The sequence below is a fragment of the Methylobacterium sp. B1 genome (assembly GCF_000333255.1).
Lineage (GTDB): Bacteria > Pseudomonadota > Alphaproteobacteria > Rhizobiales > Beijerinckiaceae > Methylobacterium > Methylobacterium fujisawaense.
The window spans coordinates 1-20780 of the sequence record NZ_BACT01000731.1 but is presented as its reverse complement, the minus strand read 5'-3'; the positions used below and the strand labels follow the sequence as shown (position 1 = coordinate 20780).

Here is a 20780-nt window from a genome sequence, read left to right as displayed (position 1 = left end):
ATGCTGTGGCCGCGCTTGCCGGTCAGCGTCATCCGCCCGTTCGCGTAGCGCCAGCGACCCGGATCGAACACCTCCAGGCCACTGTCGTGGCAGCCCGGGATGATGTGCACGCCGCCGCCGGTGCCATCGAGGGTGATCCGGCAGGTGTCGCGCTGCTGGAACCGGTCGAGGGCATAGAGACCCGGTGCGGGGGCCGCCGAAGCAGTCGCCGCCGGCTGCAGTTCGGCCGGAACCGGGGCGGCGGCCTGGAGCGGGGCGGGGTTCGGGCTGGCTGCCACGGCCGGCTCGGACTCGGGCGAGCCTGCGGCGCCGGCCGGACGCATGGCCACGATGTCGAGGGGGACGAGGCTGTAGCGGTTACCGTCCTCGGCCAGCGCGACGAGGCTGCGCTGGTCCGGCCGCCGGGTGAATTCGAGGACGGGGCGGACATTACGGTCCACGAAGCGGACGTTCCCTTCGACGAACAGCCAGCCGGCGACGCCGTTCAGGACGGGCAGGGCCCGGCGGCATCCGGCCGGGAAGCGCAACTTTTGGCCCGCATCGCCGCTGTCCAGCACCAGGGTCATGACGCAGCGGCGGTTGGTGCCGTCACGGGACAGGTCCCACGTCCCCGGCGCCTGACCGAGCCTTTCGGGCAGGCTGGGCGGCGCGGACGGGACGGGCGGCGCGGCGAGCGTCTCCGCGGCCGGCGGAGCCCCCGGTTCGACGGTCGCGGCCGGCACGTCCTGCGCGGCGGCAGGCTGGGCGACCGCGCCCATTGCGATGAGGGCGGATGCGGCCAGTCGGGCGGCCTGTGCCGGTGTCACGCGTTCGGTCTCCAGGGTGTCTCGGCGACGGGCGTCAGCGGGCCCCGTCCCTCGAACCACGAGACGACGTTGTCGACCACCAGCTGGGCCATCGCCGCGCGGGTGTGCTCGGAGGCCGACCCGACATGCGGCAGCAGGACCGTATTGTCGAGGGCGGCGAGGTCCGCCGGGACGTGCGGCTCGTTCTCGAACACGTCGAGGCCGGCGCCCAGGATCGTGCCCGCCGTCAGCGCTGCGGTCAGCGCCGCCTCGTCGACGAGCGTCCCCCGGGCGACGTTGATCAGGATGCCCTCCGGGCCGAGCGCCTCCAGGACGTCGGCGTTCACGAGATTGCGCGTCTCGGGCCCGCCGGGCGCCACCACGATCAGGATATGGACCGCGTGGGCGAGGCCGATCAGGGTGTCGTGATAGGTGTAGGGAACGTCCGCCCGCCGGCTGCGGCCGTGATAGTCGATCGCGACGCCGAAGCTCTCCAGGCGGTGGGCGATCGCCCGCCCGATCCGGCCGAGACCGAGGATGCCGACCCGCCGCCCGCGCAAGGAGGCCGTGAGCGGGAAGGGGGCCTTGGGCCAGTGGCCGGCGCGCAGGTAGCGGTCGGCCTGGGGGATCTTCCGCAGGGTCGCGAGGACGAGGCCGAGGGCGAGGTCGGCGACCTCGTCGGTGAGAACGTCCGGCGTGTTGGTGACGATGATTCCGCGCCGATGCGCCGCCACGGCGTCGACGGCATCGTAGCCCACCCCGAAATTAGCGATGAGTTCCAGGTTCGGCAGCCGGTCCATCAGCGCCCCGTCCACGCTGACGTGACCGCCGACGCAGAGCGCGCGGACCCGCGGGCCGATCTCGGCCAGCAAGGCCTCGGGATCCGCGGCCTCCGACAGCCTGTGGACCCTGTGCCGCCCCTCGAAGGCCGCCTCGACGAGCGGATGCATCTTCCGGAGCAACAGGATCTCGACCGGGGCCTCAGCCATCGTTCACTCCCATGTTCGGCCGTTCGTCCGCGCCGGCCCCCGCCATCGTCCCGGCATAGAGCCTGTGCGGGGTCGCGCGCCAGCGCGCCGGGCCGCCCGCGGTGACAACCGCACGGATCAGCCGGGCGGCCAATCGACCGGGACGGGGCTCGCCTCTTTCGAAAACCGCGCGCGATGCCTACTAAGGACCACGCATCATCGCGAGAGTTCTGCACCGATCCCATCTCCGAAGACGAAGACCGATGACCAGCCCGCGCACCCTCTACGACAAGATCTGGGACGACCACGTCGTCGATGTTCAGCCGGACGGCTCCAGCCTCCTCTACATCGACCGTCACCTCGTTCACGAAGTGACGAGCCCGCAGGCGTTCGAGGGTCTCCGCGTGGCCGGCCGGAAGGTGCGCCACCCGGAAAAGACGCTCGCCGTGGTGGACCACAACGTCCAGACATCGGACCGCACGCAGGGCATCGACGACCCTGAGAGCCGCACGCAGCTCGAGGCGCTCGCCGAGAACGTCCGCGATTTCGGGATCGAGTTCTACGACGCCCTCGACCGGCGCCAGGGCATCGTCCACATCATCGGCCCCGAGCAGGGCTTCACGCTGCCCGGGCAGACGATCGTCTGCGGCGATTCGCACACCTCGACGCACGGGGCCTTCGGGGCGCTGGCCCACGGCATCGGCACCTCGGAGGTCGAGCACGTGCTGGCCACCCAGACGCTGGTGCAGCGCAAGGCCCGGAACATGCGCGTCTCCGTCGACGGGACGCTGCCGCCGGGCGTGACCGCGAAGGACATCATCCTGGCGATCATCGGCGAGATCGGGACGGCTGGCGGCACCGGCCACGTCATCGAGTATGCCGGCGAGGCGATCCGCGCCCTCTCGATGGAAGGCCGGATGACGATCTGCAACATGTCGATCGAGGGCGGTGCCCGCGCCGGCATGGTGGCTCCCGACGCGACGACCTTCGCATACGTGAAGGACAGGCCGAAGGCACCCAAGGGAGCGGCCTTCGACGCGGCGCGGCGGTACTGGGAGAGCCTCGTCACGGACGACGGCGCCCATTTCGACCGCGAGATACGCCTCGACGCGGCCGCCCTCCCGCCGCTGGTGAGCTGGGGCACGAGCCCCGAGGACGTGATCTCGATCCAGGGCCGCGTGCCGGACCCGTCCGAGATCGCCGACGAGAACAAGCGGCAGTCGAAGGAGAAGGCGCTCGCCTATATGGGCCTGACGCCGGGCACCAAGATCACCGACATCACCCTGGACCGGATCTTCATCGGATCCTGCACGAACGGCCGCATCGAGGATCTGCGTGAGGTCGCGCGGGTCGTCGGCGACCGCAAGGTGCATGAGGGCGTCTCGGCGATGATCGTGCCGGGCTCTGGCCTCGTGAAGGCGCAGGCGGAGGCGGAAGGGCTCGACAAGATCCTCAAGGCCGCGGGCTTCGACTGGCGCGAGCCGGGTTGCTCCATGTGCCTCGGGATGAACCCGGACAAGCTGCGTCCGGGCGAGCGCTGCGCGTCAACGTCGAACCGCAACTTCGAGGGCCGCCAGGGTCCGCGCGGGCGGACGCACCTCGTGTCCCCGGCCATGGCGGCGGCCGCGGCGGTGGCCGGTCGCTTCGTCGACATCCGGGAATGGCCGCAGGGTTGAAATCCCGATTGACGGCGGCGGCTCGGTTGCCTAAACGGAGCCGTCGCCGGCCGATGGCCGACGGCAAGCCCAGGTGGCGGAATTGGTAGACGCGCTGGTTTCAGGTACCAGTCTCGCGAGAGGTGAAGGTTCGAGTCCTTTCCTGGGCACCACTCTACCGTAGCCCGTTGAGTTACTGATAGTATTGGGTTTTCGGCTCCCGACCGGGTCACAACACCGGGTCACAGCCATCCCATGAAACTCAGCATGAAGCGCCACGCCGCCCGACCCGATTCGGGCTTCAAGCAGGTCAAAATCCGGGTCCCGACCGACGTCCGAGAACGGGCGCGGGGCAGGCGCCTGAGCGTGACCTTCCCGGCGACGGCGACCGAACCCGAATCAACCTTCACGGTGACGCTGGGCGAGTTCTGCAAGGGCTCCCTCCAGACGCGCGACGGCCGCATCGCCGATATCCGCACACACGCCGTGCGGGCCGCGCTTACCTTGTTCTGCGACGCCCTGCGACGCGGTCCTGCGCCCCTCACACAGCGTCAGGTCGAGGCGCTGGCCGGCGAGGTGCACAACCTTCTGGTCGACGAGCACGCCGATAACCCCGGCACGGTTCGGCAGTGGGAGTCGTTCAAGGCATTGGTGCGCGCCGCGGTCGAGGGCCGGATACCGGGAGCACCGCCGATACCGGAACGTGGCCAGTCCGACGACGAGACCATGCGCGTTTTGCTGTTCGGTGAGGTCGAGGGCGAATCACTCACCGAGACCATCGACGGCATGGCTCGAACCTGGGAGGCGCGCGCCCTGGAACAACGCGTCGGCCGGCTCGCCTACTGGGTGTTGCAGCGGCACGGGATCGAGGTCGACGACGAGACCCGACTCAACCTCCTGCGCCGGATCGCAGCGGCGGCGTTGCAGGCGGGCGCGACGTTGAAGCGGATGGCGGGCGGCGACTTCCGTTCCGATCCTGCGGCCACGCGGTTTCCCCCTTTCCAGAAAGAGGGCAGGGCGGCCGTCAGCCTCTCCGACATCTTCGACCGGTGGCGGCGCGAGACCCAGCCGGCGGGCAGCACCCTCACGACGTGGCGGGGCATTCTCGCCGACTTCAAGCGGCACCTGAAGCACGACGATGCGGCGCGGGTCACGGATCAGGACGTTGTCGCGTGGAAGGACTCCCGCATCGCGGCGGGGCGGTCGCTCAAGACCGTGGCCGATTCCGACTTGGCGTGCATCAGGCGGCTGTACGCCTTCGCCATCGGCAACAAGCTCGTCTCGCGGAACCCCGCCGAGGGGATCAAGGTCGACGTCAAGAAGCGGGCCGGGACCGGTCGGCTTCCCTACACGCACGACGACATCGCCCGGATGCTCAGGCACGCGGAGGGCGAGACCGCGGATTACCGGCGGTGGCTCCCGATCCTGCTAGCGACCACGGGCGCGCGCGTCGGCGAGTTGACGCAGTTGTCGTCGGACCGGGTGCGGATCGAGGACGGCGTGCATGTCCTGCGCATCGAGCCGGCGGCGGACGGCGGCTCCCTCAAGAATGAGGGCAGCGAGCGGACCGTGCCCATGCACCCCGCCCTGGTGGAGAGCGGCTTCCTCGCGTTCGCCCGGTCGAAGGATGGGCCTCTATTCTACGGGTCCCGACCGAAGCGGGGAGCACGCGGCGACGGCGAGGGGCGGCACGCGTCCAAGTCGGTGGCCAACCGCTTCTCGGACTGGGTACGGACCCTGCCGGGGTTCGACGACCCGCGCAAAGGCCCGGCACACTCGGCGCGCCACTGGTGGAAGTCGACGGCGACGCGGTCGGGCATGGCCGATTCCGTGGCCGATCACCTACAAGGTCACGCGGCCGGCGGTGTGGCCGGGCAGTATCGCCACCATGACGACGTCAAGTTCCTGGCCGGGGAGGTGGCGCGGATACCGGTCCCGAAGGCCACCCCCGCCACGGTGGAAAACGGCGGCGCCGTCGAGGTCGGGACGGAGATCGCCGCCTACGATACCAACGGCGGACCGGCGAGACAGCGAGCGGGAGTGCGAGAGCGGGCCTGATTCTGTCCTGAAGGCCGGCAACCTCGACGCGCTCGGCCTGCGACGTGAACACCCACGAGAGAACATCCACCATGTGAAGATGCGCGCGGTCTGGAGCCCTTCGAAAGGGCCACTAGGTCGCCGTACGTGTCGCTACTGGGCAACGCCCGGACTACGGTTTCAGTCGCCGGTTCAGGACGCCTCGGGGACAACCGGCTGAAGGTTGTGAATCTAAAATTTCGCCGAACAAAATTCCGAAAGCGGGAAGGGCACTTATCCCAAGCCGGGACGATATCCACAGGGTTTCGCGTGCCGGTACAACATCTAGCGCTTAACACACTTGCCGAACACCACTTGTTGACGTGAGAGCGGCGGTCGTGGGAGATTCGCTGTGTCGTTTCGAAACGAAGACGGCCCAGCGGGGCAACGCTGGGCCGTTCTGATCGAGGCGAGGTCCGGTCGAGTCGAGCCCGTCGGACCACATGGAAGCACCTCGGCCGGCTGCATCAAGCACCGGCCGGGATTTCCAGTCAAGCGCTCAACCATTGGCCATGCGAAGGAAGCATAATGGCTAATTACATGGGCCGGAACCCCGGCAGCAACCGCATGCCTTCTCGTCGGATCGACCCAGCGGACGTTCCTGAGATCAAGCGGCGCATCCAGCGGCGCGAGTTCTTGAACCGGATCGCCGCGGACTACGATGTGAACCCCGGCCGGATCTCGGAGATCAAGACCGGGCGTCGGTACGCGGAGATCCCTGCCGCCGGCTAGCGGCCCATCACGGGAGGGCGCGGCATCGTCGCGTCCTCTCTGTCGATCGGCGGGCTGTGCGTGGAATGCTGGCGCTAAGAACGGACATCGGCATGACCTTCGAGGTCGTCGCCTCGATCGCCGTCAGTCCGATGGCTGCCCGGACGCATAGGCACCGCGTGACGCGGAGGTCTAAGAACTCATGTCGAGTAAGAAGTTCCGCGCCAAGGCATGCGCGTACTGCGCCCGGCCCGGCTCGTCGACGGACGCCGAACATGTCTTGGCCAGAGCCTTTCTGCCGATTCCGGATCGGGCGAACACCCCCAAGGTGCCAGCCTGTCGAGCCTGCAACGCGGCCAAGGAGCAGGTCGAAGACTACGCTCGCACGATGGTGCTCGTAGGGGCGCGACACGACAACGCCCTCAATTTTCTGAAGGAGAACCTTGAGCAGCGCGCCCGAAGTCGGCCGAACCACGTCCTTGCCCTGGGCCGGTCGGCGGAACGGGCCTGGGAGCAGACGGGCTCAGGCATCGCCCTGCCCACGGTTGCCTTTCAGGTCGATACTGCGACGATGCTCGACTTCTACGGTTACCTGACAAAGGGATTGTATCACCACCACGTCGGCAAGCCGCTCGACCCGCAGGCGCAGATCTTCTCACGGATGCTTCCGGTCGATCAGGAGGCCGTGTTCCTCGCCGACATGACGAGCGCGCTGGGCCCTCACCTACAGCATGTCTCGGACGATATCGGCCGCGGTGTGCTCCGGTACCGCGGCGTCATCAGCACGGCGGTCCCTGGCATCACGTCATGGCAGATCGACTTGGCCGGGGTACGGTGGGCTGTGGGCGCAACCACGCCGCGGACACTCGTATCGCGCATGCACGTGTCGACAACGCTGTTGGCCCTGCCGGAAGCGGCAGCCGGTCACCGCGACGCTGCTAGCTATGCCTGAACCGTTCGGGAGTTGCGCTCGGCGATTTAGGCCACCACCCAGTCAGCGAGCAGCACCTTCCGGAGCGGTCCGACGACCTCGTCAGATATGGTGCAGTGACCGTAACCTTCGGTCACGCAATCGGTTTCGACGCCGAGTTCACATCCATCCCCAGACCTCTAAGATTTCGATACGTCGCTGTTGAACCTGCGGTCTCGCTAGGATTTGTTCTTGGTACGTTCCAGAACGGAGACGAAGCCGATGCACGAGCCCCGACCGGTGGTGGCCGCCGATGATGTTCATCTCGACGAGGCCGAGACCGTCGCACTGGCCTATTTCCAGGCCGCCCATCGGAATGGATGGTCGGCGCTCGTCGCTCTGGCTGCGGATGCTCTGGCAGAGCGCGATGATCTGGAAGATCGGCTGCGTCAGCGGGCCCGGCAGATCTCACGCGGCTACGTCCGCGGTCGGGTCGACGCCTGAGCCATGGATCGTCTGGGTGATGTCTCGGGCGACCGGGTGCGGGTGGAGTGCACCACGTGCAAGCGGCAGGGGAGCTACCGGGTTTCAAGCCTGATCGAGCGCTACGGCGCCAACATCAGCCAGATTGATCTCCTGCGCCATCTGACGGCGTCCTGTCGCTACCAGCGGGCGCCGGGAGCAGCCGCACCACGTAAGTATGAAGCCGGATGCGTTGCAAAGCTCGATCTGCCGAAGCCCGCGAGCCTTGAGCCACCTGTTCCGCCCGGTAGTCCGTTCACAATCGAGGTCTGGGGCGAGCGAGGGCGGATCGAGATGCGCCTTGCGGTGATCTACCCGCTCGACGGTGCCGTGGCAGCCTACGAGGCCGTTGAGGGAGCCTACCCACACAACGAGATTACGCTACGCCAGGGCATCCGGATCGTCCGTAAGCGAGACCGGCTAGGACGATAACGGCCGATGCGGCGTAAAAAAACGGAGGGTAACTCTAGATTGGGCTCTTCGGTCGTCGCGCTTAAGTTGAAGCCCTCCTATGGTCCGCCGATGAACGGCACACTTGCGCTATGGTACGAAAGCAACGATGCGGTACCGCAGCCGGGGGGCACTGCACCTCCGTCAGCGCCCGACATTGCTGCGCCGGAGGCACCGGAAGAGGCCGGATCGTCATCGATCGAGGGAGCCGAGGCTTCAGCCTCTAGAAGAACCGAGTGCCGGACTGCGGCAACGCAGCCCCGCTTGAAACTTCACGTTAACCTCTGGCGCGATCTGGACAAGAAATTCAATTTTCTCGATGTCGGACTGCTACTGACTCACGTCGAGAAGATCGATCGTATCTATCTCTATCTCCCCACGCACATCGACTCTGGTGATGTGTTCGATCTCAGTCGGGCGCTCAAAGATGTCGAGACGCTGAACGCCGTCTTCAATGAAGTCTCTACTTTAGTTCGCGATAAAGATCGATATTTTGTAGTCACCGCAAAGCCAGATAAACTTCGGGCAATCTACAAAATCGATGTGGATCGAGATATTTCAATCGATCCGGTCAATGTTCCCGGTAAGTCAAACGGTACAATCATTGCGCTAAACAATTGCCTATGCAGAGACATTGTGAACGCCGACGAACATAACAAAGAACATTATGTCAGACTCAGAATATTTTTAGAAGGCTCAGCCCAAAATCTATTCTCGACCGAAGACAGGGCGGCCAGCGTAGGACTCGCGCTTACGCAGGACATTCTAGAGACTACCGAGTTTCGACTTAACGAGCGCAGAAGTTTTCCGCCAGATGTACTGCAACGCACAGCCGACGGGCAGTTTTTCCTCGAGTCAGTCCACTATTTTTTGATACGCAGTCGAGATTACCAGCTCAGCAGTCAGCATCAGAATTTTCGAAAAGTACGTCGTCTTGAGGATGAGATATGGTCGAGCTATCTTAGTGTTGGGAAGCCAAAGCTTCGGACTAACAATCACTCAGCAGAAGGCATGACCATCTATCAATGGCGTGAACTTGCCGGGAATGGAAAACCTATCGACGATTTCATAGCATATGCAAGTTTCCGCACTGGCAAGCCTCGAATCTGGACTTACTTCATCGCGATTCTTGCGATAGGCGGGATAGGCTCAGCGATTCTTAATATAGTCCTATCAGGTCTCGGTCGCGGCTTCCGCTTCGCCAGCCTCCAGCAGCCCGGCCCTGGGTATGCGAATCTGTATGCCGGTGGTCTGCTTACCGTTCTCGCCCTCGCACCGATGGCGGTGGCAGGGATCAACCGGGCGTGGAAAAGAAGGCAGATGCGCGAGCCGCAGCCCTTTCGACAGCGTTGAGGGTCCACTATGATTCAAGGGATGCCGATGCCGCTGACAGCCACCGCCTTGCCCCTGCTCGCAGGCCCCAACGAGACCGCCGCCGATTCTCTGAGCAGAGAAGCGGAAAAGCTGTGGCCGACCCTGTCGCACCTCGAGGGTACCTATCCGGGCTTCACATCCTGGTACTGGAACAAGGTCGTGCCCGGCCTCTCACGGGGGACTCGGCACCTGTTCTGGGAGGGCAGCCTCGACGCGCCGTCGGCGGTCGCAATTCTCAAGCGGGAAGGCGGCGAGTCGAAGATCTGCACGGCCTGGGTGTCGGAGTCCGAGCGCGGGCGTAGCCTGGGACGCCGGCTGCTCGAGGAGTCGATCGAGTGGCTTGGCGTGACTCGCCCCCTCTTCACCGTGCCGGCCGAGCGCTACGCCGAGTTCGAGCCACTGATGCAGAGGCTCGGCTTCGTCGAGACGGCCCGCATCGAGTCTCTCTATCGGCCGGGGGTCGTCGAGCATGTGTACAACGGCCCGCTCGTTCACTCGCTCAACACGTGAACGCGCCATCGGGACAAGAGTCTCTGTTTCCCTTGGTGGCCTGCGAACGCCCGACGCTGCTATTTAGCATCCACAGTTATTACGCCGAGTTGATCCTCGAGGGGAAGAAAGACGTCGAGTTGCGCCGACGTTTTGGGCCTTATGGATCGGGTTGCAGGATGCTGATCTACGCGACGCAACCTGTCGCCGCGGTCGTTGGATTTGCGCACATCGAGAATGTTGCTCGCGTCCCGATTGCGCAATTGTGGAGCCGATACGGCAAACGTGCGTCGATTACCAAGGCCGACTTCATGCGCTACTTCGACGGTGTCGATGAAGGATGCGCGATATCGCTGGAGCGCCCCATGAGATATGCCGCGCCGGTCCGGCTGGATGAGATGCGGTCGACGCACGGCCTGAACGCGCCACAGTCGTACATTGTCCTGCGCGAGGCCCACCGTGACCTCATCGACCATGAGCAGGGTTAGGCTCTTAATCGACACCAATGTGCTGATCGCCCTCGAAGATCCGGGGCAAACCGAACCACTCGTCGCCGATTTCGCGCGCCGCTGTCTGGCAGGCGCAATCGCCCTCTACGTGCACCCAGCGACGCTCGACGACTTCGACCGCGATCCGGATCGTCGCCGCCGCTCCATATCGGAATCCCGCGTCTCCAAGTTCCTTCAACTCGCGCCGATACCGCTGCCACCCATCGCGGAGTTGGAAGCCCGCTGGGGATCAATCCGATCCCAGAATGACCGCGTCGACGTAGCGCTTCTGCACGCGCTCTCGATCAACACCGTCGACATTCTCGTCAGCCAGGACGCCGGATTACACCGACGCGTCAAAGACGGAGATCTTGAAGAGCGCGTACTCACGCTGGGTGACGCGGTCGTGTGGCTGAGATCGCTACAGGATCCTGTCGACGACGGATTGCCTTACGTTTCCGACGTCCCTGCATACAGCTTAGACCCAACAGATCCGATATTCGAAAGCCTCCGATTAGACTATCCTGAATTCTCGGAATGGTGGTCGACTAAGTGCTCCCCTGAACATCGACCATGTTGGACAATTTCAGGCGGCGACGGTCGGGTGCACGGGCTTGTCGTGCGAAAGCCAGAATCAGGAGATGAGATAGGTGTCGCACCTCATCTTCGTGTCTTGAAACTCTGCACCTTCAAGGTTGCAGACAACGCTCAAGGCAATAAGGTGGGCGAGCTTCTATTACGCAAAGCGATTTTGCATGCGCAGCAGAACGGTTTCGACTTTCTCTATCTCACCACATATCCGAAGCAAGTCGCTCTACTCGATTTGATTGAGCGATTTGGCTTTGAGACCTCTATGGAAAATGCTGCCGAGGAGATTGTAGCCGTTAAGCCGATCCGCCGCACTCGGCTCGAGATCTCAGATCGCTCCGATCTGGCAGACGTCTTGAGGAAGAATTATCCCCGTTTTAGCATCCAAGACCCTGTTTCTCTTTTCGCGATCCCGATCCAATGGCGCTTCCATCGGCAGCTATTCCCTGAGGCCGCGCGACTTACGCCGATGCCTCTGTTTGGCGACGAGACCCTCGACCTGAGACAAGCTGGCCGCAAGCCCGGAAACACGATTCGCAAGGTTTACGTCTGCCGCAGCTTCAACAAGATGATGAAGGCCGGCGATGTCGTATTCTTCTACCAGTCGCGGGAGGACGCAGCATTTCACTCTCAGGCCGTCACGACCGTCGGCGTTGTGGAACAGGTCCGTAGAGCCCGCGACTATCGTGAGCTATCTCGATCGACCGCGGGTCGGTCTGTCTATTCCGAAGACGATCTCAGACAGACCATCGAGGACGCACCGAACGGCGTGACGGTTATAGATTTTCTCCTGATCGGTCATCTCGACCCTGTCATCAAAATCGATAAGCTTCTCGAGGGCGGCGTACTGAAAGGCCCGCCACGGTCGATTACGTCGATCCCGCGGAGCAGCTTAGGTACACTGTTATCCTCGATGAATTTTGGGTTTGCGCTGTGAGGCCGGGCCCACTCATCGTATTGCTCGGTATTTCCGGCGTCGGTAAGAGTTTCCTGGCGCGGCGGATGTCCGAATTTCGGCCGGATCTACTTTGCCTGAGTGCCGGCACCCTTCTCAAAGAGGCTCTTAGGGTAGATCCAGAAAAACTGCGCACGGCCAACCGCGATGTAATTTTGGCAAATCAGGCCCTACTATCGGAAGCGGTCCGCCGGGCGAGAAGTGGCAGATGGCAACAAACCGTTCTCCTGGAAGCTCACAGCGTCATAGATAATGATAAAGATTTGATCGACGTTCCAGTCGAGGTAATTCAAGCCTTGGAGATTGCTGGTATCATCTTGATAGAGGAGTACGCCGCCCACATCAGACGCCGACGGAAGGCCGACCTACGAACACGTCCGGACAGAAAGCTCTATGAGTTGGATGAGCAGCAGCGACAATCCAGTGAGGTGGCTGTCAGATACGCGACAATATTGTCAGTGCCGATCCTAAGATTGTCGTCCGAGGATTACAATAGTGCTCTAAATTTTGTCCAAGAGCTAGAATACCTTTCTCAGCCTGATTGACGCCGTCCACGATGCAATCTGGCATTACCGGCGGCAACTTCTGGCTACTCGACGTCCACCTCAGCCAGAACGAAGAGTCCGCCAGAGCGCTCCTCCTCGGCTGCGAGTGCGCTCCCGTCGGCTCGCACGGCTGACACCTAAAGGAGCCCTGGAAAAGTATCTCTGCGTGCTCGAGGTGCCCCCTGTGGGCATTCGAAGGCCCGCGTCGTCCTGGGACGGTTGCCGCACTCCATCCGGCCGGCGCTGAAGATCTGTCCAAACGAGGCTGACACTGACGGCGCCGTCGAGGTCACGCCCGCCGACGGGGCGGAATCGCCGTCAATGCCGGTGGTGCATGAAGGCGCCGAGGTCGAGGCGGCCAATGGTTGAAACCCTCCGGACGCGGTGCAGTACGCGTTAGCGGTCCCGTGCGAGCCTCGTCCCAGATCGAGAGCGGAGGGATGACGGGATGGATGCCGAGTCGATCATGGGGCACCTCGCCAAGGCCGCGGTTGTCGTGTCGGCCGTCGTGGCGGTACTGCGTGAGGTCCGAGAACGTCGTCGTCGGGGCCGGGGAGACGAGCCCTAAGTCCCTGGTTTTCCTCTCCTGATTTTTCAGGAGGCCGCTTCCGGCAGGAAATCAGGGTCCTCCTCTTGAGGATCGGGGCGTAACGGCCTTGCCCGCGTCATTGGACTGATGCTCGGCGATGAACTCGGCAATCGCCCGCTCGTCGGTCATCAGGGCGATGGCAAACCAGAGCAGGTATCGCACCATCGCGGATCGGGAGAGCGGCTTCTCACAGTGCTCAGCAACCCGCACGGCGTCGATGGCGTCGAGGAGGTCGGGGTCGAGAAGGATCGACGGATTGTTGGTCTTGCTGCGTTGGAACGGGATCGAGATGGGCATAGCGGTGACGGCGTTGGCGGCGTAGGGCGGGATTGCCCTGGCCATGGGATTGAGGAGGCGGCCGGTTCGGGAACCAATCCCGGGCTTGGCCGTTGTGATGTCGACGCCGCAGGTGCGCCCGGATCGCCGATATTCGCGCAGGGTCCGCGAGCGCTGCGACCACCTCGTGTCGAGGCGTCACAGCCGATTTCGCATTCTGACAGGTCGCCAGCGGCCGATAGCGGTTTCCGGGCCCTACGTCGCGGCGGGGGCTCCGTCGCCGTCCTGAGCCATCCTAGATGGCTTGGCGGCCGCGATAACGGCCTGTCGACGGTGGATTGGCGAGCAACGCAATTTTGCGTCGTTTGAAATCAAGCACTTAGCCAACCCGAAGCTGTGCATCCAAAATTGGATGGTTCAGAAACAACGAGTTAGCCGGCCTTCAGGTCGGTCTCGACCCGCATCCACCGACACGGAGGCCGGGCGGTGATCCGCTTCAACTCGGCCAGGATGGCCTTGTCGGTCTCGTCGAGGACGTCGGTCGGGTCGATGACGGCGATGCTCGCGTCGTCCACCTCGGCGTGCACGGTCGGTCCGGGTGCAAGCCGAGCCCATGCGGCGAGGGTAGCAGCAGCACGGGCCTGATTCTCCCGACGCAGGCGGTCGGCGATCACGCAGGCGAGAAATCCCTCGGCACGAAGCTGGGCCCCGTCGTTCCGGGGCATGCCCAACATCTCGTCGGTGATCTCGCGGTAGGCCGTGGTCGGCATGGTGATCGGCGGCGAAATGCGAACCGGCCGGATCCACTGCGACCGGTCGATATCGTGGACCCTCTCGCCTTGCTTCATGAGGGCTCGACGCGCCTGCTTCGTTGGGTACGCGACGGACTTGCGGCGGAACATAGGCTTAGTGCTTCGTATTGGAAATCGGGATGAGGTTCGCCGCCGTGGGCATTGTACCGGGAGCCCTGGGCGGCTTGACCGGCTTCGGCGCCTGAACCGGCTTCCGCGCAGCGGCCTTGGCGGCGGCGCGCTCGGCCACGTTGCGGGCGCGCTCCTCGGCGAGGGCCTTCTTGCCCTTCACCGGCCGGGGCTTCGGCGCCGGCTTGCGCACGTCGAGGCGCATCGGGAACGCCGTCACGCGCAGGCCCCGCGCCGGGTCGCGATAAGGCTTCATCATCACGCGCAGGGCAACCTTGGCGCCCGCCCGGACCGACACAAGTTCCTCGTCGTCTTTGTTGCGGATCGTCCCGATCTGGCGGCCCCACGACTTGAGGCACAGCTTGCCGTCGACGACGTTGACGGGGCTCTCGACGGCCTCGCCGGAAGTGCCGGGGAACGCCTCGGCGATCACGTCGACACAGGCGGCCTCGATGGCGTCGGCCTCCTCGCGGCTGATCTCGACGTGGAGCAGGATCCACTCCGTGCGCCAGATCGCCTGAACGAGCTTTCCCTCGACGATCCAACTCCGGCCGGGCGTGGTGCGCGCCTGGGTGCTGGGATTGTCACAGGCCGGCATGGCGGCGCTCCTCGATGTGGTTCTGCGCGCCGTCGCCGGTCGGGTCGGCGATACCCAGAGCCAACCGCTGACGGATCGGATCCCGCTTCGGCCTCGTCAGGCGGACGGTCAGGAACACGATCTCCGCAACGGCGACGGCGCGCACCGTGTCGGCAACATCATCGAGCATCAGACGGAGATCATCGACCCGGACATTCCCCGCCCAAACAAGCTTCGAAACGGTGAGCGAAGGGTTCTCACGCATCTTTAGCAAGTCGTCGGGTCGTCCGTCATCCCGGTCGGCAATGTCAGTCACGTCTGTCTCTTATCGATCTAGCCTTTCACCCAAGTCTTATACCACATAATGGGCCCGCTTCAAAACGCCGCCGCAGATATTTACCCGAAAACTCTTGGGTTTCGCCGTCTAGAACTTGGGATGAGAGCTACGCCGATACGGATATGCTCCAACCTGATGCGGCGAGCTTGTTCCGTCAGTCCCGTTTCCCTTTCCATAGGGAAGAGGTGTCGGCCGTCGCGTCTGGGCTCTGGTGCCGGCGCGTCTCGGATCACCGCCCAGCCGGATAGCTCAGACCGTCAAACTTTCTCTTGGAAGGGGAAGGGGAACCTATCGGCCGGGCGCCGCGCTCCGAGGATGAGGCTCGACCGTCGATCCCCGTCTTCATCGTTGGAAAGGGGGGCGAAGCCGTACTCCCGGACGTTTAGCGGGGAGGAACTTCTGACGGTGCCCGGACTGACGCTGTGCGCCTGATCCTTGCGCGGGTCTGACCGCCCCGCTCCAGGATATGACGATCTGGGCGCCTGGACCGTCCGCCTGCTCCATCGCTCCGCATGGCGTGGGCCATGCTCTGCGAGAGGCATGATCCAGAATGCGAGAAACTAATCGCGCGTATATTCTTCTCTTAACCAACGCGACGCGTTTCTCGCATTTCCCGTCCGTGCCTCACAGGCCGAGCTTGGCCCTGCGCTTGACGATCCAGGCGCCCAGATCGCCCTTCGTATCGTGGCGCCAGATGGTGCTGACGTGGCAGTTCAGATCCTTAGCGAGCTTCTGGAAATCCGCGTCCTTCGTGCAGTCCGATCGCAACTTCTGGCCCCGATCACGACGCCGCTTCTCGGAACCACGACGGTCACGATCCCGCTTCGGCTCAGGGTCGACCGACGTGAGGCCGCACCTGTTCGCCTTGGCCTCCCGCAGGACGGCGGTGGTGATCGTAAGGCACTCGGCGATTTCGCGGGGGCTCGGCGCCGTGCGGTAGTCGGACAGCGTGGTCGGGATACGCCGCGCCATCTCGGCCTCGGCCGCCCGCAGATGGACCCGGTACCGCGACTCCATCCACACGCCGTGATCCAAAACCAAGACCGGGAGGGCCTTCTCGAGCCAGCGCCGCGTCTTCTGCCAGTCGCAGTCGGAGTGCACCGACATGTTCGCCGACAGGTCCAGAATGAGGTCGACGGCCTTGCGGGCGCGGTCGTTAAACTCGACGATCTCATCCCGACGCTCGAGCTTGCGCAGGACACGGACGAGACCGGCGCGCTGCCCGGCGCAGATCTTCGTGACCTTCTTCCGATCCCGCTGGATGCCGGCGGCGTTGGTAGACCGGCGGGCCTTGTCGATCTCGGCGCGAGCTGTCGCTCCGGCCTTGATCTCAGCCTCCAACACACGGGAAAACCCCGAGAAAGCCTGATCGAGGATCTCAGCCCTGATCGACTTGGACTGAGGCGGCGCCGACGGCTTGGGCAGCTTGTCCCAGAGGGTAGCCTCGCCGTCGATGTCGAACCACGCGGGGACGTGCGGATCACCGCCGATGTCGTATTCGGACCCTTGCCGCAGGGTATGCGAGATGTTATCTTCAGACATCATTTCAGCGCCCCTTTCCCTGCGTCCTGGCCTCGAAAACTGAGAGGCAGGTAGGGGGCGTCCCTTTTCTATTTATGCAAACGCGATAGACCTTCGAGTCCGTCGCCGCTCCATTGCCCGGCGTCGACGAGACACCGCGCCTCGCCGATCACCGCGTACAATACAACACGATTCGACGGATCGCAAATCCGCCGACCGTATTCGCATGTCTTGATCGAACATCATGACTTTCGGTCAACATCAGTGGTCTTTGACATCAACGGAGAGAATGACCCTTTTCCTCAACGAGTTGGGCCATTCTTCCAGCCGTTGCTATCTCATGCGTAGCCGTAGCCGTCGACATCGATGTAGCTCGAGTTCACCGCGCTACGGACCTGTCGGCCGACCTCTTCGCCATTGGCCTTCGGGTCGCCGCCATGGACCGCGGCGATATTCACGGTCACGCCGCCGCCTGCGCCGCCACCACGACGTCCGGCGCCCTGCGGCACGCCCGACGTGATGTTCCGAGGCGCGGGAGCGGCCTGCGGGACCGACAACATCGGGGCCTGCGGTCCCCCCTTGGAAGGGGCGACATCTAGGTCACCGAGGCCGGCCTTCGGCGTTGCCGGCTTGCTGATGCCGGCGCCCATGTCCTTCGTCCTCTGGGCCTCGGCCTGAGCCTTGGCGGTCGGATCATCGGGCCTATCGGCGGTGATCGAGGCTTGGCCGTTGGCATCGACCTTCAACCATGCGCGACCGTGGCGCTTGACGAAGTCGAGGGTGTGCGTCCGGAACTCGGCGTACTGAGACTTCAAGATGGCCAGACACCCAGCCGACATCATAGAGGCGCCGGACGCCGCGTGCAGCTCGATACCGTCACGCATCCGGCCCAGAGTCTTGTCGTAGATCTGGTTGTTGTTGATGCCGATGGCATTATTGGCACGTCCCCAAGGCCCGATAGCATTGGGCGTGATTGGATAAACACCTGCCGGTATCGAGTTTGCACCACGGTGACCACCACTCCCAAAGGCGTATTGCTTGCCTTCCATGGTGATGGCGCCGCGCATGTACGGGACGCTGTGTCCGCCACCTGCCGCGACGGACGGTGTCGGGCTTGCGCCGCCCGTGGTCGTGCCGGCTCGCCAACCTTCCTTATCCCGCTGGGCGTCGAGGAACTTCTCGCGCTGGGCGGGCGTGAGATCGGACAGACGGGTATCGACGCCGACACCCGCCGCACGGGCCATCTGCGCCGCGTAGGATGCGGGATCGTTGCCGTCGCTACCGGGGGCGTACCGGGCGATGGCGTCGCGGATCGACAAGTTCTTGTAGCGGTCGTTGTCGAACAAGAGAGCGGCCTGCGCCTTCCGACCTGTGGCCTCGTCGGGGAACACAGCAAACCCGCCGGCATCTCGGCCGATGGCGCCCATACGACGAGCGAACGGCCCATCCTTCAGGTTGCCGGGATTTCGGTTACGCCAAGACCTCGTCCCGCCGCTGCGTGTGCCGCCCACATCGGCTTGAGGCATCCCGCCGTTGCTACCGGCATTGGGGCTACCGTCGCCGATCACGTTGCGGAACCCACGGCTCCGGAGCTGATCCGCGGTCGACGGGCCACCGCCGACGCTACCGGACATCGCGCCGTTGCGGATGCTCACCAACTCGGAGAGCTTGCGCGCCTCCTCGGCTTTGACCTCGGCCGCCTTCGACTCGGTTGCTGTTTGGCTGCGTTCCTCGTCGATTCCGTGTTCTTCACCGTGGCCGCGGTGGTCTTCTCTAGCGCCGTGCGCATTTCCTCTAGGCGCTTGGACGGTCCGACGTCCTGCCAAGTACCACCCTGGCCAAGGGGTTGACCCTGTTTGGCTGCCCAGTCGCCCAGCCGCTGGGTGAGCTTGTCGCGAGCCTCCTTCGACGGGTCCATCGTGAGGGGCGCCGCAAAGGCGGGGACAAGGCGCATCAAACCGGCGAGGAAGCCGCCACCCGTAGCCGCAGCCGCAGGAGCACCCGTCGCGACGGCCGCCGATCCTGCCGCCGTCGTGGCACCACCGACGAGACCGGCACCGCGTAGCAGCGTCCACGCCCCGACCATGGCGGTGGTGAACCCACCCACGGCGGTGGCGATGCCCGACATGGCCAAAATCGCGGGCGAGGCCGCTACCAAGGCCGCGCTCATAGCCAGGAACTCGGCCGTCCAGCGCCCGATCTTCTCGGCGTCGGCGTTCTGGCCGGTGAACAGGCGAATCACCCGCAGGATGGAGTCGGCGACCGACCTTAGTCCCTCACCGAAACCGCGACCGAACCGGAGGAAGGCGCCGGCATCGACTCGGAACTGCGCGGGGTCACCGAGCACCTTGTTGAGGAGCGAGCCGAGACTACCATCCTCGGAGCCGAGCCCCTTCAAGAAGCCGTAGATGCCAGCCTGGAAGGCGCTGTTCAGGCCGTCGAAGGATGCGGGAAGCCGGTCAATCCACTGGCTCAAGTCCTGGTAGAGGGGTTTCAAGCCGAGGGAGAGGGTATCAGTGAGATTTCCTAGGACGACTCCAATCTTGTCGATGATGAAGCCCAAGTTGGTGGTGAACTTCGCCCATGACGAGTTGAGGAAGCCCGACGCGCCGGAGAGCTTGTTCCTGAACTCCTGTAGCTGCCCGCCCATGATGAGAGAGTCGACGAGGGCCGAGAACTCTTGGCCGAACAACTGCTTGGTGATGGCCTTACGCTTCAGCGGGTCGGCAATGCCCTTGATCCGGTCTTGGACCTGAACCATCGAGCCGAAGAAATCGCGGCTGAACGCGTCGGCCATGGAGTCCGAGTCGCGGTAACCCAGAAGCTGCACGGCATCGAGAAACTGCCGATCATCGGCCGACCGGTGGTGCTTCTCGAGGATGTTGCGGCCCTTGTTTCTCCACCCGGCTGCGCGCGCGCCCTGCGTCGAGAGGAGGCGGCTGGCCTGTCCGCCTTCACCGCCGACCGCCGTGATGGCGCCGAGGACAGCGAGGGTCTGTTGCCGGTCCATGCCGACCGTGGCGCCCGATGCCATGCCGGTCTTGGTGGCTTCCAGAAGCTGTTGCCGGTTCGCCGACGTCGTAGCAATGAGGAACGCGACCTCGTCGTAGTACGATTTGACGGTTTCGGCCGTGACCTTGCCGAAGGTCTTGAGACCCTGCAACGCGTAGCCTGATTGTTCCAAGACGTCCGGAACACTCAACTTGTTCATCTTGGCGTACTTGGTGCCCTGCTCGACGACGGCATCGAGGAGGTTGTCCTCGACGCCGGCCTGGGCGGCCTCGACGGTGGCACCGATCAAGTCGGCGGTGCGCACGCCAAGACGTTGTGCGACAGGCATCAGGCGACGGCGAAGGTCGGCCGCGGATCGCTGCGAGGTCTTGGTGTCCTGAGACCCGTACACGTGAATCATCGCCTGATTCATCGCGTCGTCGATGGTCACGGCGGACCGCGTTAGGCTGTCGACGGCACGCTGAGCGGCGTAGGTGCCGGCTGCCGCAGCCGCAGCGCCCACGCCTGCCAGACGGGTTGCGCCACCGCGGGCTTGTGAGGCTCCTCGCCCGATCCGGGTGACGGCACGGTCTCGCTCACGGTTGAGTTCTCGCGCCTCGGCGAGGGCGCGGCGGTTCTCCTGAGACCGGATTCGGCCAGCCTCGCGGATCGAGCGCTGTTCCTCCTTAGCTAGGTTCTTCTGCTCCCGGTCTTGGTAGCCGAACTGCATGCGGAGCACGCGCATACGCTCCTGCGTGCCCTGTAGCGCCTCCTTGGCAGCCTTAGACTGCGCAGAACTACCCTTTCCAAGAGTTGAGTTGTAACGGTCCTGAGCGGCTTTGATCCGCAACAGTATTTTGTCGAGGTCGGTAAGCTTCTCGGTGCCCTCAGTGTGGACGCTTACGCCCAACTCCAAATTCATCTTGTCGTCGGCCATGGTCTCTCATCGGAATTGCGGACATGCGTGAGCATCACACCGGGTCAAGGTGCGGTCGCAGAGGTCACGGGTGTGTGGATGTGGTCTTGGTGAGGGGGTAAATCAGAACGAAATTT

Annotated in this window: 20 protein-coding genes and 1 tRNA gene; 12 read left to right on the top strand and 9 right to left on the bottom strand. The window is 64.0% G+C overall.

The genetic code is table 11. The features are described from left to right. Together I53_RS21460 and I53_RS21455 are read right to left on the bottom strand one after the other, a co-directional pair. A partial coding sequence (locus tag I53_RS21460; protein ID WP_043354490.1) for an AprI/Inh family metalloprotease inhibitor occupies positions 1-806 on the bottom strand: 806 nt, incomplete at its 3' end. Beyond that, the gene (locus I53_RS21455; protein ID WP_043354484.1) at positions 803-1774 is read right to left on the bottom strand and encodes a 2-hydroxyacid dehydrogenase; all 972 of its coding nucleotides are present in this window, start codon (positions 1772-1774) and stop codon (positions 803-805) included. The genes I53_RS21455 and I53_RS21460, both read right to left, overlap by 4 nt. 242 nt (positions 1775-2016) lie before the next feature. Between I53_RS21455 and leuC the strand changes: the two genes are divergently transcribed. The 12 genes from leuC to I53_RS31660 all read left to right on the top strand — a co-directional run bounded on the left by leuC (position 2017) and on the right by I53_RS31660 (position 12516). Then, positions 2017-3429: a 3-isopropylmalate dehydratase large subunit gene (gene leuC / locus I53_RS21450; RefSeq protein ID WP_043354482.1), complete on the top strand. Its 1413-nt coding sequence runs from the start codon at positions 2017-2019 to the stop codon at positions 3427-3429. 67 nt (positions 3430-3496) lie between these two features. Continuing rightward, positions 3497-3581: transfer RNA gene (locus tag I53_RS21445), tRNA-Leu, on the top strand. 193 nt (positions 3582-3774) lie between these two features. Beyond that, positions 3775-5466, top strand: coding sequence for a tyrosine-type recombinase/integrase (locus tag I53_RS21440; protein ID WP_187294399.1), 1692 nt, complete (start codon positions 3775-3777; stop codon positions 5464-5466). A 558-nt stretch (positions 5467-6024) separates the two neighbouring features. After that, positions 6025-6216 carry a hypothetical protein gene (locus tag I53_RS21435; protein WP_043354478.1) on the top strand — a complete coding sequence of 64 codons (192 nt, stop codon included), beginning with the start codon at positions 6025-6027 and terminating at the stop codon, positions 6214-6216. Between the two features lie 181 nt (positions 6217-6397). Next, complete coding sequence (locus tag I53_RS21430; RefSeq protein WP_148291217.1) at positions 6398-7147, top strand: hypothetical protein; 750 nt, start codon at positions 6398-6400, stop codon at positions 7145-7147. A gap of 258 nt (positions 7148-7405) precedes the next feature. After that, entirely contained in the window at positions 7406-7609 is a 204-nt protein-coding gene (locus I53_RS21425; RefSeq protein ID WP_251982395.1) for a hypothetical protein, read from the top strand. A 3-nt stretch (positions 7610-7612) separates the two neighbouring features. Further along, positions 7613-8059: a hypothetical protein gene (locus I53_RS31670; RefSeq protein WP_083936123.1), complete on the top strand. Its 447-nt coding sequence runs from the start codon at positions 7613-7615 to the stop codon at positions 8057-8059. Between the two features lie 39 nt (positions 8060-8098). Then, entirely contained in the window at positions 8099-9430 is a 1332-nt protein-coding gene (locus I53_RS33465) for a hypothetical protein (RefSeq protein ID WP_187294398.1), read from the top strand. 21 nt (positions 9431-9451) lie between these two features. After that, a complete protein-coding gene (locus tag I53_RS30570) occupies positions 9452-9961 on the top strand; it encodes a GNAT family N-acetyltransferase (protein WP_051044944.1) in 510 nt (169 codons plus the stop codon). A gap of 32 nt (positions 9962-9993) precedes the next feature. After that, positions 9994-10428, top strand: a complete 435-nt coding sequence (locus I53_RS21415) for a hypothetical protein (RefSeq protein WP_148291215.1) — start codon at positions 9994-9996, stop codon at positions 10426-10428. After that, complete coding sequence (locus I53_RS31665; RefSeq protein WP_148291214.1) at positions 10400-11953, top strand: GNAT family N-acetyltransferase; 1554 nt, start codon at positions 10400-10402, stop codon at positions 11951-11953. Before I53_RS21415 ends, I53_RS31665 begins: the two co-directional genes overlap by 29 nt. Next, entirely contained in the window at positions 11950-12516 is a 567-nt protein-coding gene (locus tag I53_RS31660) for an AAA family ATPase (RefSeq protein WP_083936122.1), read from the top strand. The genes I53_RS31665 and I53_RS31660 overlap by 4 nt, the downstream gene beginning before the upstream one ends. A gap of 619 nt (positions 12517-13135) precedes the next feature. Here I53_RS31660 and I53_RS21405 read toward each other — a convergent pair. From I53_RS21405 to I53_RS21375, 7 genes are all read right to left on the bottom strand, one after another. Then, positions 13136-13447: a hypothetical protein gene (locus I53_RS21405; RefSeq protein WP_043354470.1), complete on the bottom strand. Its 312-nt coding sequence runs from the start codon at positions 13445-13447 to the stop codon at positions 13136-13138. Between the two features lie 365 nt (positions 13448-13812). Continuing rightward, positions 13813-14229 carry a hypothetical protein gene (locus I53_RS21400; RefSeq protein WP_043354468.1) on the bottom strand — a complete coding sequence of 139 codons (417 nt, stop codon included), beginning with the start codon at positions 14227-14229 and terminating at the stop codon, positions 13813-13815. 58 nt (positions 14230-14287) lie between these two features. Next, positions 14288-14899, bottom strand: coding sequence for a hypothetical protein (locus I53_RS21395; RefSeq protein WP_043354466.1), 612 nt, complete (start codon positions 14897-14899; stop codon positions 14288-14290). Then, positions 14886-15194, bottom strand: coding sequence for a hypothetical protein (locus tag I53_RS34175; protein ID WP_187294395.1), 309 nt, complete (start codon positions 15192-15194; stop codon positions 14886-14888). Before I53_RS34175 ends, I53_RS21395 begins: the two co-directional genes overlap by 14 nt. A gap of 645 nt (positions 15195-15839) precedes the next feature. After that, complete coding sequence (locus tag I53_RS21385; protein WP_043354462.1) at positions 15840-16760, bottom strand: hypothetical protein; 921 nt, start codon at positions 16758-16760, stop codon at positions 15840-15842. Positions 16761-17074: 314 nt separating this feature from the next. Further along, entirely contained in the window at positions 17075-18391 is a 1317-nt protein-coding gene (locus tag I53_RS21380) for a hypothetical protein (protein ID WP_148291212.1), read from the bottom strand. Continuing rightward, positions 18388-20664, bottom strand: a complete 2277-nt coding sequence (locus I53_RS21375; RefSeq protein WP_043354458.1) for a phage tail tape measure protein — start codon at positions 20662-20664, stop codon at positions 18388-18390. The genes I53_RS21380 and I53_RS21375 overlap by 4 nt, the downstream gene beginning before the upstream one ends. Positions 20665-20780: the final 116 nt, after the last annotated feature.

What these genes read in the sequence shown, in the direction of transcription:
- I53_RS21455 (WP_043354484.1), bottom strand. Translation starts at nt 1,774, where the DNA reads ATGGCTGAGGCCCCGGTCGAGATCCTGTTGCTCCGGAAGATGCATCCG.
- I53_RS21385 (WP_043354462.1), bottom strand. Translation starts at nt 16,760, where the DNA reads ATGATGTCTGAAGATAACATCTCGCATACCCTGCGGCAAGGGTCCGAA.
- I53_RS21430 (WP_148291217.1), top strand. Translation starts at nt 6,398, where the DNA reads ATGTCGAGTAAGAAGTTCCGCGCCAAGGCATGCGCGTACTGCGCCCGG.
- I53_RS21375 (WP_043354458.1), bottom strand. Translation starts at nt 20,664, where the DNA reads ATGGCCGACGACAAGATGAATTTGGAGTTGGGCGTAAGCGTCCACACT.
- I53_RS31670 (WP_083936123.1), top strand. Translation starts at nt 7,613, where the DNA reads ATGGATCGTCTGGGTGATGTCTCGGGCGACCGGGTGCGGGTGGAGTGC.
- I53_RS21405 (WP_043354470.1), bottom strand. Translation starts at nt 13,447, where the DNA reads ATGGCCAGGGCAATCCCGCCCTACGCCGCCAACGCCGTCACCGCTATG.
- leuC (WP_043354482.1), top strand. Translation starts at nt 2,017, where the DNA reads ATGACCAGCCCGCGCACCCTCTACGACAAGATCTGGGACGACCACGTC.
- I53_RS30570 (WP_051044944.1), top strand. Translation starts at nt 9,452, where the DNA reads ATGCCGATGCCGCTGACAGCCACCGCCTTGCCCCTGCTCGCAGGCCCC.
- I53_RS21395 (WP_043354466.1), bottom strand. Translation starts at nt 14,899, where the DNA reads ATGCCGGCCTGTGACAATCCCAGCACCCAGGCGCGCACCACGCCCGGC.
- I53_RS21400 (WP_043354468.1), bottom strand. Translation starts at nt 14,229, where the DNA reads ATGAAGCAAGGCGAGAGGGTCCACGATATCGACCGGTCGCAGTGGATC.
- I53_RS21435 (WP_043354478.1), top strand. Translation starts at nt 6,025, where the DNA reads ATGGGCCGGAACCCCGGCAGCAACCGCATGCCTTCTCGTCGGATCGAC.